15 protein-coding genes are annotated in these 10,567 nt (G+C 68.9%); 12 read left to right on the forward strand and 3 right to left on the reverse strand.

Features of this window, described 5'->3' with window-relative positions:
• Positions 1 to 26: 26 nt before the first annotated feature.
• A complete protein-coding gene (locus tag ACWELQ_RS25470; protein ID WP_452399564.1) occupies positions 27 to 305 on the reverse strand; it encodes a GntR family transcriptional regulator in 279 nt (92 codons plus the stop codon).
• Positions 306 to 351: 46 nt separating this feature from the next.
• On the opposite strand from ACWELQ_RS25470, the gene ACWELQ_RS25475 reads away from it, so the two are divergent.
• Together ACWELQ_RS25475 and ACWELQ_RS25480 are read left to right on the forward strand one after the other, a co-directional pair.
• Positions 352 to 837 carry a carboxymuconolactone decarboxylase family protein gene (locus ACWELQ_RS25475; RefSeq protein ID WP_452399565.1) on the forward strand — a complete coding sequence of 162 codons (486 nt, stop codon included), beginning with the start codon at positions 352 to 354 and terminating at the stop codon, positions 835 to 837.
• 40 nt (positions 838 to 877) lie between these two features.
• Complete coding sequence (locus ACWELQ_RS25480) at positions 878 to 1,117, forward strand: SelT/SelW/SelH family protein (protein WP_452399566.1); 240 nt, start codon at positions 878 to 880, stop codon at positions 1,115 to 1,117.
• 9 nt (positions 1,118 to 1,126) lie between these two features.
• On the opposite strand, the gene ACWELQ_RS25485 is transcribed toward ACWELQ_RS25480, so the two are convergent.
• Positions 1,127 to 1,729 (reverse strand): TetR/AcrR family transcriptional regulator, encoded by a 603-nt coding sequence (locus ACWELQ_RS25485; protein ID WP_452399567.1) that lies wholly within the window; start codon positions 1,727 to 1,729, stop codon positions 1,127 to 1,129.
• A 107-nt stretch (positions 1,730 to 1,836) separates the two neighbouring features.
• On the opposite strand from ACWELQ_RS25485, the gene ACWELQ_RS25490 reads away from it, so the two are divergent.
• The 3 genes from ACWELQ_RS25490 to ACWELQ_RS25500 are packed head-to-tail and all read left to right on the forward strand — an operon-like array spanning position 1,837 to position 4,872.
• The gene (locus ACWELQ_RS25490; protein WP_452399568.1) at positions 1,837 to 3,183 is read left to right on the forward strand and encodes an alpha/beta hydrolase family protein; all 1,347 of its coding nucleotides are present in this window, start codon (positions 1,837 to 1,839) and stop codon (positions 3,181 to 3,183) included.
• Positions 3,180 to 4,127, forward strand: a complete 948-nt coding sequence (locus tag ACWELQ_RS25495) for a fumarylacetoacetate hydrolase family protein (protein WP_452399569.1) — start codon at positions 3,180 to 3,182, stop codon at positions 4,125 to 4,127. Before ACWELQ_RS25490 ends, ACWELQ_RS25495 begins: the two co-directional genes overlap by 4 nt.
• A 10-nt stretch (positions 4,128 to 4,137) precedes the next feature.
• A complete protein-coding gene (locus ACWELQ_RS25500; protein ID WP_452399570.1) occupies positions 4,138 to 4,872 on the forward strand; it encodes an MBL fold metallo-hydrolase in 735 nt (244 codons plus the stop codon).
• Between the two features lie 12 nt (positions 4,873 to 4,884).
• Here ACWELQ_RS25500 and ACWELQ_RS25505 read toward each other — a convergent pair whose 3' ends face one another.
• Entirely contained in the window at positions 4,885 to 5,187 is a 303-nt protein-coding gene (locus ACWELQ_RS25505) for a hypothetical protein (RefSeq protein WP_452399571.1), read from the reverse strand.
• A gap of 299 nt (positions 5,188 to 5,486) precedes the next feature.
• Here ACWELQ_RS25505 and ACWELQ_RS25510 point away from each other — a divergent pair, with 299 nt between their 5' ends.
• The 7 genes from ACWELQ_RS25510 to trmD all read left to right on the forward strand — a co-directional run.
• Positions 5,487 to 6,413 carry a LysR family transcriptional regulator gene (locus tag ACWELQ_RS25510; protein ID WP_452399572.1) on the forward strand — a complete coding sequence of 309 codons (927 nt, stop codon included), beginning with the start codon at positions 5,487 to 5,489 and terminating at the stop codon, positions 6,411 to 6,413.
• Positions 6,414 to 6,477: 64 nt separating this feature from the next.
• On the forward strand, positions 6,478 to 7,578 hold the full coding sequence (locus ACWELQ_RS25515) for an amidohydrolase family protein (protein ID WP_452399573.1): 1,101 nt from the start codon (positions 6,478 to 6,480) through the stop codon (positions 7,576 to 7,578).
• A 164-nt stretch (positions 7,579 to 7,742) separates the two neighbouring features.
• Positions 7,743 to 8,324 carry a Uma2 family endonuclease gene (locus tag ACWELQ_RS25520; protein ID WP_452399577.1) on the forward strand — a complete coding sequence of 194 codons (582 nt, stop codon included), beginning with the start codon at positions 7,743 to 7,745 and terminating at the stop codon, positions 8,322 to 8,324.
• Positions 8,325 to 8,764: 440 nt separating this feature from the next.
• Positions 8,765 to 9,202 carry a 30S ribosomal protein S16 gene (gene rpsP, locus ACWELQ_RS25525; protein ID WP_452399574.1) on the forward strand — a complete coding sequence of 146 codons (438 nt, stop codon included), beginning with the start codon at positions 8,765 to 8,767 and terminating at the stop codon, positions 9,200 to 9,202.
• On the forward strand, positions 9,203 to 9,445 hold the full coding sequence (locus ACWELQ_RS25530; RefSeq protein ID WP_029930032.1) for an RNA-binding protein: 243 nt from the start codon (positions 9,203 to 9,205) through the stop codon (positions 9,443 to 9,445).
• Positions 9,446 to 9,982, forward strand: a complete 537-nt coding sequence (gene rimM / locus ACWELQ_RS25535) for a ribosome maturation factor RimM (protein WP_452399575.1) — start codon at positions 9,446 to 9,448, stop codon at positions 9,980 to 9,982. It abuts the gene before it with no gap.
• 5 nt (positions 9,983 to 9,987) lie between these two features.
• The coding region (gene trmD / locus ACWELQ_RS25540) for a tRNA (guanosine(37)-N1)-methyltransferase TrmD (protein ID WP_452399576.1) at positions 9,988 to 10,567 on the forward strand (580 nt) is incomplete at its 3' end.

The raw sequence follows: 10,567 nt of genomic DNA on the forward strand, positions 1-10,567 counted from the left end.
CCTGCGCGGCCTGCACGCGGTCGTGCTCACCCAGGGCCACCTGGGTGAGGTCCCGCCCGCCGCGTCCGGCTCCCTGTCCGAGGCCGCGGACCGCTAGTCAGCTGGTCGTAGGCCGCGCTGACCGTGCCGCGCGCGAGCCCCAGTTCGGTCGCCAGGGTCCGGGTGGAGGGCAGCCGGGCTCCCGCGGCCAAGCGGCCGTCGCGGATGGCCTCCCGTAACGCCTGCTCCAGCCCGACCCGCCGCCCGGATTCCGGTTCGAGGGCCAGATGCAGGTCGACACTCCAAGTGGACCAATATTCGGACATTGGATTGGCTCCTAACTTTGAGCCATTATCGGCCTACCGTCGAATCATGACAACGACAACGAATACCTACGTCCTTCCGACCACCCGCATCGCCCTCGACGATCTCGCCCCGGGCATCGCGAAGGCCATGAACGGCCTCGAGCGCGCCGCCCAGCAGTCGGTGCTGGAGAAGCCGCTGCGCGAGTTGGTGAAGCTGCGCGTCGCCCAGATCAACGGCTGCGTCTACTGCGTCGACATGCACTCGCGCGACGCGGTGGCGGGCGGCGACACCTGGCGGCGGGTGAACCTGGTCGCCGTGTGGCGCGAGGCCCCGTTCTTCACCGCCCGCGAGCGGGCCGCCTTCGAGCTCGCCGAGGCGATGACCCGGATCGCGGACGGCGAAGTGAGCGAACAGGTCTGGCAGGTCGCGGCCGGCGAGTTCGAGGAGCAGGAACTCGCCGAACTGGTCTGGCACATCGCGATCATCAACACCTGGACCCGGCTGGGTGCGACCACCCGCATGTGGTCGCTGTCCGGCGACGAAAACGACTGAGCAACAACATCATCCGAGAACGAACCGTCAGGAGTTCATCATGTCCGCTGTCGTCATCACGTACTGCAAGCCGTGCGGGTATCTGAAGCGCGCGCAGGCCGCCTCCGAAGCCCTCGGCGCCGAACTCGGCATCACCCCCGAACTGGTGCCCGGATCCGGCGGCGTCTGCCGCGTCACCGTCGACGGGACGGTCGTGGCGACCAAGTCCCGGCAGGGCTTTCCGACCCCCGAATCGATCGTCGCGGCAGTCTCCGCGGCGGTGTCCGAACCCGTGGCCTGAAGCATCGCCTCAGCCGTCTGCCGAGTCGACCGCGAGGGCGCGGCAGACGGAATCCGCCAGGCGGCTGAGGAATTCGGGGGTGACGGGTTCGCGGGTGAGAGTGGCCCGGAAGTGCAGGGGCGCGGCGAGGAGTTCGAGGGCCAGTCGGGGGTCGGTGTCAGGACGCAGTTCGCCGCGGGCGATGGCCCGGCTGACGATGGGGGCCGCGGCTCGGAAGCGGGTGGACCAGAAGGTGGTCCGGGCTTCGGCGATGGCGTCGGTGTCGGTGAGGTAGGCGAGGGCCCGCACCAGGCTGCTGCCCAGCGGGGTGGCCAGGTAGTCGGCCAGTTCGGTGGCCAGGGCCGTGAGGTCGCCGTGCACGGTGCCGGTGTCGGGGATGGGCATGAGGCGTTCGCTGTTGGCGAGCAGGGCGTCGAGGATCAGGTTTTCGCGGGTACCCCAGCGGCGGTAGATGGAGCTGTCGCGGACCTCGGCGCGGCGGGCGATATCGGGGATGCCGACGCGGTCGACGCCGTGCTCGGCGATCGCGTCCAGGACCGCCGCGTGGACGGCCTCGCGGACGCGGGTCGAGCGGCCGCCCGGGCGGCGCTGCGGGGAGTCGTCGATGGTCACCTCGAAATACTAAAGCAGAAGTTCTTGCTTTTGATGCCGTGGCGTCCCTACCCTCACTAACGCAGATATTTCTGCGATATCGAGGTAGCTGGAGGGAAGGCACTCTGATGACATCGCTGTCGACACTCGCCAACCGGATCTTCGTCAGCGCCTGCGCGCTCACCCACACCACCGAACGAGCGGCCCGGCGGTGGGGGACCGCCCGATTCCTGCCCGCGCTCTTCGCGGACCGGTTCACCCATCTGGGCGGGATCCCGGACGCGGAATTCCGGGCGCAGCTGGCCGGATGCCACTCGTTCGAGGACGCGCGCTGGGCCGGGTACTGGCAGGACTTCGCCCGGCCGCACAGGGAACGCGCCGATGCCGCGCTCGCGCGTCTGGGCGGTCCGTCGACCGCCGAACTGCTGGATCCGGCCGCCGCCGTCGCACCCGAGGATCTCGGCAAGCTGCTCGCACCGGCCGTCACGATCCTGTCCGAGCGTGGACCGGTCGCGAATCCCGATGCGGTGCAAAGATTCTGTGCCGAGAATCCCGATGCCGCCGACGCCGCGATCGCGTTGGACGGCCTGATCAAGGCGCTGGTGTACGAGTTCGTCGCCGCCTGGCCGGGGTGGAGTCCGCAGCGACTGCGAGCCTACGAACGCTCCCATCGCCTCACCGAAATCCTGCTCACCGCACTGGCTCCCGCGATGGCGGTGACCATCGAATCGCTGCGGATCCCGTTCGGCGACGGGGATGCGGTGCGCGGCTACCTCATCCTGCCGGAGGGCGCCGAGGCCGTACCGCTGGTGCTGGTCACCAATGGTCTGGAGGGCTCGCTGGCGGAGGGGACACTGCCGCTGCTGGTGAATCGTCATGCGGGCCTGGGGCTTTTCGTCATGGAGATGCCCGGCACCTACTCCTATCGGGAACCGCTGTCACCGGCGGCCGAGCGCGTCTACGTGACGGTGCTCGACGAGCTGTCCGCCGATCCGCGCGTGGATGCCGACCGAATCGGCATGCTGGGCCTGAGTTTCGGCGCGTACTGGACCACCCGGATGGCGGCGGTCGAGCCCCGGCTGAAGGTGGCCATCGCCAATGGCGCTCCCGCGCACCGCTCCTTCGGTCCGCGCGGTTCGCTGGGCGTCCCCGAGGTGATCGTGTCCACCCTGCGGCACGCCACCGGCGCGTCCGGCACCGTCGACCTGCTACGCAGGCTGCGCGGCATGTCGCTGCGTGACCACTACCGCCGCATCGAGATTCCGCTGCTGGTGATCAACGGCGCGAACGACACCCTGGTCAGCACCCAGGATTCCATCGACATCGCGATCGGCGCGCCGGACGCGCAACTGGTCCTGTACGCCGACGACGACCACTGCGCCATGGGCCATGCCGTGCAATGGTCGGAATTGTCGGTACGGTTCCTGCGTGAGCACCTGCTTCCCACCGGCGCGCCGGAGCCGCTGACCCGATGAGCGACGTCACCCCGCTGCCGCGCCTGCGCCGCACCCTCGACCTCGGCGCGCGGCGCATCGTCCGCCACCTCGACACCGGCGAGGGCTGGCAAGACGTCCCCGAATCAGAGAGCGGCGCAGCCGATTTCGTGCCCGCCGCCTTCACCGACGAGTTCGAGCTGGCCCGCTGGGAGCGACTGGGCCTGCCTGACGGCGCGACGGTCCTGCCTGTCAGCCCGATCGCCTTCCGCGAGTACATGCTGTTCGAGAAGCACGCCGTCGACGCCGCGCGCGGCATGGCCCGGCGGTTCCTGCCCGCCGGCTACCGAATCGGACAGGTCTTCGAAACGGTGACCCGCCGGACCTTTCCGCCGTACCGTCCGCATCGGCTCTGGTACGCCCAGCCGATCTACTACCTGTCCAACCCCCTGACCCTGCTGCCCTCGGGTGTCGAGGTCGCGCCGCCCGCCTACAGCCGCGCCCTGGATTTCGAGCTCGAACTCGGTGTGGTGCTGGGCGCCCCGCTGCGGGACGCGACCGAGGCCGAGGCGCTGGCCGCGATCGCGGCGGTCGTGGTGATCAACGACTTCTCGGCCCGTGACATCCAATTGCCGGAGATGCGTTCGGGTTTCGGCCCGCAGAAGTCCAAGCACTTCGCTGGTTCGATGTCGGCGACCGCAGTCGCCGGATCCGCGGTGGCCGATCGGCTGGACCGCCTCACCGCGTCGGTCTCGATCAACGGCGAAACACTTTCGCGCACAGGAACTTCGGGTATGCGCTTCTCGGTGGCCGAGGCCATCGTGCACGCCTCACGCTCCGAACAGCTGTACCCGGGTGAGCTGGTGGCCACCGGCACCTTGCCCGGCGGCAGCGGCATGGAATTGGGCCGATGGCTGGCTCCCGGCGACGCACTGCGCTTGGAGATCGACGGCATCGGCGTCATCGAGCATCGAATCGGCAAGTGAGGGAGGGCAAGTGAAGATCGACCAGGTTTCGGAGTCCGTGTACGTGGTGGCGGGCACGAACGTCAACTGGGCGCTGGTCAGCGATGAGCGCGGGGTGACCGTGGTCGACGCCGGGTATCCGGGCGACAGCGCGGCGGTGTTGAAATCGGTGACCGAGATCGGGCGCGCGCTCGACGAGGTCGCCGCGGTGGTGGTGACGCACGCGCACCTCGACCACATCGGCGCGATCCCCACCCTGGTCGAGCGGTTGGGTGTGCCGGTCTACACCGGCACGGAGGAGGTCCGGCACGCCAAACGCGAGTATTTGCAGCAGATCACGCCGGTGCAGATGGTCCAGCGGTTGGGGACTCGGCGCGGGGCCGTGTGGGTGGCGCAGACCTTGCGCGCCTGTGTCGGGCACATCGGCATGAGCGTCCCCTCGGCCGCGCCGCTCGACGCGGACACGCTGGCCGCGCTGCCCGGCGGGCTGGTTGAGGTGCCGACTCCAGGCCATACCAACGGCCACACTGCGTATTTCCTGCCGTCGGAGGGCGTGCTGTTCTCCGGCGATGCGCTGGTGACCGGGCATCCGCTCCTGCCGGAGACCGGATTGCAGTTGCTGCCGGGGTTTTTCAATCACGACGAGGCCGGAACGCTCGCCAGCGCGCGTGGGCTCGCGAGCCTGGGTGCGGAGATTCTCGTACCCGGCCACGGGCTGCCGATCCGCGGGGATCTGCCGGACCGGCTCGGCGAGTTCGTGAAGTGATCGCCGCCGCGGTCAGATCGGCAAGCAGGGGATGCCGCCCATGCGAGGATCCCATTTCGTGCTGCCGGTGTTCACCTCGATCTCGCAGAGCAGGATGCCTCCGAGCACGATGGGGGCCATCGCCGAACCGGTGATGATGCCCGGATCGAATCCGGACCCCGAACTGGTGGCGATCGGGGTGGCCGTGTCGGGGGTCGGCTGGTTCAGGGGCGAGGGCGTGGCCTGCGCGGTGCCGCCGAGCGTGGTGACGGTGGCGCCGACCGCCAGCGCGGCGACGGTCAGTCGAATTCGATTGCGGGCGATCGGGGATGACATGGGTGGGGCCTCCAGCAAGGTGGTGAGGGCCCCGATCCTAGGCCGGAACTGAAAACCGCATACTTCAAATAGTGAATGTCGCGGGCTCCAGTCGCATGCGCAGGACGCCGCACGCGCAACGCGTGTAACTCACGATCCCCTCCGACGTGCGATGGCGCGAAAGTACCTGGAACGGTTGGTCTGTCGGCCAGCCGCAATGGCTGCAGTGTCGGTCCGACTCGGTCATGGGGACAATCTTCGAGGCGGCGACAGTATCGGTCCATCGAAAGTTTCCGTACCGGATCGTGCAGAATCACCACATGATCGACCCTCGGCTGCAGGCCCTGCGGGTTCTGCATGAGCACGGCACGGTCACCGCGGCCGCAGCGGCCCTGCACCTGACGCCCTCCACGGTGTCGCAGCAATTGCGCGGCCTGGCCAGGGAATTGGACGTCGAACTACTCGAACAGGTCGGCCGCCGGGTGCAATTGACCGCGGCGGGCCACGCACTGCTCCGACACGCGGATCTGCTCGCGGCACAGGCGGAACGGGCCCGGGCGGAGTTGGCCGCACACCGGGCGGGCATCGCGGGGGTGCTGCGCATCAGCGCGATGCCGACCGCGCTCGCGGCGATCGTCGCGTCGGCCGCCGCCCGGCTGCGGGACGCGAATCCGGGGCTCACGGTGGAACTGATCGAGGACGAGAGCGCGCACTGCTTCGAAGCACTGCTGGCCGGGGACAGCGACATCGGGATCGTGCTGCCCGCGCCCGGCAGCCCCGCGCCCGACGACCTGCGCTTCGAGCAGCGCCCGCTACTGACCGAGCCGCTGGATCTGCTTGTGCCCGTGGGGCATCCGTTCGCCGGACGGGACAGCGTGGGACTGGCCGAGGCGGCGGCGGAGCCGTGGATCACCGGCCGCGCGCGCATCACCCATCACCTGGTGGTGTCCGCCGCCTGCGCCACGGCCGGGTTCACGCCCCGAATCGCCGGGCAGGCCGTCGATTTCCCGGGCGTCGCCGCCATGGTGGCGCACGGCTTCGGCGTCAGCCTGGTGCCCCGGCTGGCCTACCTGCCGCCCGAATCGCCGGTGATCCGGGTGCCGTTGCGCGACGACCCGCTCCCGGTGCGACGGCATCTGACGGCGGTGCGGCGGGGCAGCGCCGGGCATCCGGTCATCGCGGCGGGTATCGACGCCATCCGCCGGGTATGCCGCGAGCGCACCGACATCACCGTGCTCGACGACTGATGCGATAGTGGATCCGGCTGCGAGAGTGGATCCGGCGGGTCACCGTCGAAGGCGAGGAGGCCGAATGCGGCTGCATGTGCGCGGCGTGGTGTTGCCCGAGGGTGAGGTCCGCGATCTCTGGGTGCGCGACGGCATCCTCTCCGACGAGCCGATCCGCGACGCCGACACCGTGTGCGCCTCCGGCTGGATCCTGCCCGGACTCGTCGACGCCCACTGCCATGTCGGCATCAAACACGGTGGGGGACAAGAGGATCGGGCCGGTGCGGTGGCGCAGGCCGAGGTGGAGCGGGACGCGGGCGCGCTGCTGCTGCGTGACGCGGGCTCACCCATCGACACCCGCTTCCTCGACGACCGCGACGATCTGCCGCGCATCATCCGCGCGGGCCGTCACATTGCCCGCCCCAAGCGCTACATCCGCGAACTCGGCATCGACGTCGACGACGAACGCGACCTGCCGGAGATCGTGGCCGAGCAGGCCCGCCGCGGCGACGGCTGGGTGAAGCTCGTCGGCGACTGGATCGACCGCGCCACCGGCGATCTCGCCCCGCTGTGGTCCGACACCATCCTGAAGGCCGCCATCGACGCCGCCCACCGCGAAGGCGCCCGCGTCACCGCGCACGTCTTCGGTGAGGACGCCCTGCCCGGCCTGCTCGGCGCGGGCATCGACTGCCTCGAACACGGCACCGGCCTCACCGACGACACCATCGCCGTCATGGCCGCGCACGGCACCGCCCTGGTCCCGACCCTCATCAACATCGACACTTTCCCCGGAATCGCCGACGGCGCAACCAAATTCCCCGTCTACGCCGCCCACATGCGCGACCTGCACCGCCGCTCCCGCGACACCGTAGCCCGCGCCCACGAGGCGGGCGTCCCCATCTACACCGGCACCGACGCGGGCGGCTCCATCCGCCACGGCCGCATCGCCGACGAGATCCTCGCCCTCACCGGCGCGGGCTTCACCCCCCACGACGCCCTCGGCGCCTCGTCCTGGCACGCCCGAACCTGGCTCGGCCACCCGGGCATCGCCCCCGGCGCCCCCGCCGATTTCGTTGTCTACGACCAGGACCCGCGAACCAACCTGGCCACCCTCGCCGCTCCCGCATGGGTAGTGCTGCGTGGCCGCCTCTACGACCGCCGGTCCCCGGTCACGGCGAATCGCTGAGGCAGGTCGGTGCCGGCCCCGACGCGGTTTCCGTGGATGGAACATCCACGTGCCGTACGTGGAACAATGTCAATCGGATCGACTCTGCTGTACCCGGATGGACCACGGGCGCCGGTGCAAGCACCGACTGCATTCGAAGCGGACGGATCGGACGGAAAATGGCTATGGCCGCGGAGGTTTCGACAATTCACACCCTGGGCCCGACGACCGTGGAAGGCTGGCTAGCCGAAGAGCCGCCTTCCGATGGATCTCGTCTCGAGCTGATTCTGGGGTACCTCTGCATGTCGCCCGCGCCGACGTTGCCACACCAGCATGCCGCTTTCCGTCTCGCGACAATGTTGGATCAGGCCATCACGGCGGCGGGGCGTGAGGATCTGCACGTTCTGCCTGCCGTCGCGGTCAAGCTCAGCACGGCCATCCGGACCGGGGTGGTCCCGGATGTCGCGGTGGTGGCCGCTGCCATCGAGGGGCGGACCAGTATCGAACCCGCCGAGCTGCAGTTGGCGGTCGAGGTCTGGTCGCCGGGAAACAAGCGTGCGGAACGTGAGACGAAGATGGCCGGTTACGCGGTAGCCGGAGTTCCGTTTCTCTGGATTGTCGAGCTTCCCAAGGGCAAGCCCGCCAAGTTCTTCGGCTATCGCCTGGTCGAGTCCTCGTACCGTCAGGAAGTGTGTGTGTCGGCAGGGGAGACGGTGTATCCGCCCGCTCCGGTTCGGGTGGAGGTCTCCACTGCCCGGTTGCGGTGACTCGGTAATCGATCTATCGGCGCCTGGGTGATTCGCCTGCGCGAGATAAGTGAATCGGTCATGCTTCACACGTTTGTTGTTTCAACTCGATGAGGAGATGACCGTGGGGTCTATCGAAGCGCTGGCCATCAGCGTGCTGGCCGGATTGATCGTGAAGGGGCTGACGTCGGGGAGCTCGCAGCCCGCGCCGCAGTAGGCTCTGCACGAGACATCACACAGCCCATCGGGTCGTACCCGGTGGGCTGTCGCGTTGGTCCGGGGCGATTTCCTCGCCGCACCGGGGGTCTGGCAGAATGGTCCACCGTTCTCGTCTGAGGACAGTGTCAGCCCGTCTCCGGTTCCGTACCGCGCGGCGGTCACAGCACTCAACGCAAAACCGGGCCCGCCTCGTGCGGGTCGCTGAATTGCGACGTGACCAACCATTTGAAAGGCATCAGCTCATGGCTGTTCGTATCAAGCTGACCCGTATGGGCAAGATCCGCAACCCGCAGTACCGCGTCGTCATCGCCGACGCCCGTACGCGTCGTGACGGCCGCGCCATCGAGGCCATCGGCATCTACCAGCCCAAGGAAGAGCCCTCGCTCATCCAGATCGACTCCGAGCGCGCGCAGTACTGGCTGGGCGTCGGCGCGCAGCCGACCGAGCCGGTGAAGCGTCTGCTGGAGATCACCGGTGACTGGCAGAAGTTCAAGGGCCTGCCGGGCGCCGAGGGCACCCTGAAGGTCAAGGAGCCCAAGCCGTCCAAGCTCGACCTGTTCAACGCCGCGCTCGCCGCCGCCGACAACGAGCCGGTCGCCGAGGCCGTCACCCCCAAGAAGAAGGCCGCCAAGAAGGACGAGGCCGCCGAGGCCGAGGCCACCACCGAAGCCGCCGAGTAAATGAGTGCCGTGGTTGCCGATGCCGTCGAGCACCTGGTGCGCGGCATCGTCGCCAATCCCGACGACGTCCACGTCGAGCTGATCACCAGCCGACGCGGCCGGACCGTCGAGGTGCACGTGCACCCGGATGATCTGGGCAAGGTGATCGGTCGCGGTGGTCGTACCGCGACCGCCCTGCGCACCCTGGTCGCCGGGATCGGCGGTAAGGGCATTCGCGTCGACGTGGTCGACACGGATCAATAGATGGAACTCGTCGTCGGACGGGTCGCCAAATCGCACGGTGTGCGTGGCGAACTCGTCGTAGATGTTCGCACCGACGAGCCGGAACTGCGCTTCGCGCCCGGCAGCTTCCTTTCGGGGAAGCTGCCGCGCGCCAAGCAGACGCAGGAATTCGAAGTGGAGTCGGCCCGGGAGCACTCGGGCCGGCTTCTCTTGCGTCTGACCGGCATCGCCGACCGCACGGCCGCGGACGCGTTGCGCGGCATGGTCTTCGTGGTCGACACCGCGAACCTGCCGCCGTCGGAGGACCCGGACGAGTACTACGACCACGAACTCGAGGGGCTGCGCGTCGAACTCGGTGACGGCACCCTCGTCGGCACCGTCAACGAGGTGCTGCATTCCGCTGCGGGAGAACTGCTTTCGATCAAGGCCGGGGAGGCGTACCCGCCCGCGGGCCGCGAGATCCTGGTGCCGTTCGTGCTCGCCATGGTCCCGACCGTGTCGGTCGCCGACGGGCTGATCGTCATCGACCCGCCCGAGGGCCTGCTGGACCCGGAGTAGCCGCCATGCGCATCGACGTAGTGACGATCTTCCCCGAATACCTCGAGCCGATGCGAGCGGCCTTGCTGGGCAAGGCCATCGACAAGGGCCTGCTCGAGGTCGACGTGCACGACCTGCGCCGCTGGACGCACGACGTGCACAAATCCGTGGACGACACCCCGTACGGCGGCGGGCCCGGCATGGTCATGAAGCCGACCGTGTGGGGCGACGCGCTGGACGAGGTGTGCCCGGACGACGCGCTGCTGGTGGTCCCCACCCCGGCGGGCGTCCCCTTCACCCAGGCGACCGCCGAACGCTGGTCCGCCGAAAAGCACATCGTCTTCGCCTGCGGCCGTTACGAAGGCATCGATCAGCGCGTCTTCGACGACGCCGCACGCCGCGTGCGCGTCGAAGAGGTCAGCATCGGCGACTACGTCCTCATCGGCGGCGAGGCGGCGGTGCTCGTCATGACCGAGGCGTTCGTCCGCCTCATCCCTGGCGTACTCGGCAATCAGCAATCCCACGAACAGGATTCGTTCTCCGACGGTCTGCTGGAAGGCCCGTCCTACACCCGCCCGGTGTCCTGGCGCGGCCTCGACGTCCCCG

Source organism: Nocardia sp. NPDC004722 (assembly GCF_053601505.1).

Coding starts and splice junctions, on each gene's coding strand:
- ACWELQ_RS25520 (WP_452399577.1), top strand. CDS start 7,743: ATGGCCGCGGAGGTTTCGACAATTCACACCCTGGGCCCGACGACCGTG.
- ACWELQ_RS25490 (WP_452399568.1), top strand. CDS start 1,837: ATGACATCGCTGTCGACACTCGCCAACCGGATCTTCGTCAGCGCCTGC.
- ACWELQ_RS25530 (WP_029930032.1), top strand. CDS start 9,203: ATGAGTGCCGTGGTTGCCGATGCCGTCGAGCACCTGGTGCGCGGCATC.
- ACWELQ_RS25510 (WP_452399572.1), top strand. CDS start 5,487: ATGATCGACCCTCGGCTGCAGGCCCTGCGGGTTCTGCATGAGCACGGC.
- ACWELQ_RS25495 (WP_452399569.1), top strand. CDS start 3,180: ATGAGCGACGTCACCCCGCTGCCGCGCCTGCGCCGCACCCTCGACCTC.
- ACWELQ_RS25515 (WP_452399573.1), top strand. CDS start 6,478: ATGCGGCTGCATGTGCGCGGCGTGGTGTTGCCCGAGGGTGAGGTCCGC.
- rpsP (WP_452399574.1), top strand. CDS start 8,765: ATGGCTGTTCGTATCAAGCTGACCCGTATGGGCAAGATCCGCAACCCG.
- ACWELQ_RS25505 (WP_452399571.1), bottom strand. CDS start 5,187: ATGTCATCCCCGATCGCCCGCAATCGAATTCGACTGACCGTCGCCGCG.
- ACWELQ_RS25475 (WP_452399565.1), top strand. CDS start 352: ATGACAACGACAACGAATACCTACGTCCTTCCGACCACCCGCATCGCC.
- ACWELQ_RS25470 (WP_452399564.1), bottom strand. CDS start 305: ATGTCCGAATATTGGTCCACTTGGAGTGTCGACCTGCATCTGGCCCTC.
- rimM (WP_452399575.1), top strand. CDS start 9,446: ATGGAACTCGTCGTCGGACGGGTCGCCAAATCGCACGGTGTGCGTGGC.
- ACWELQ_RS25480 (WP_452399566.1), top strand. CDS start 878: ATGTCCGCTGTCGTCATCACGTACTGCAAGCCGTGCGGGTATCTGAAG.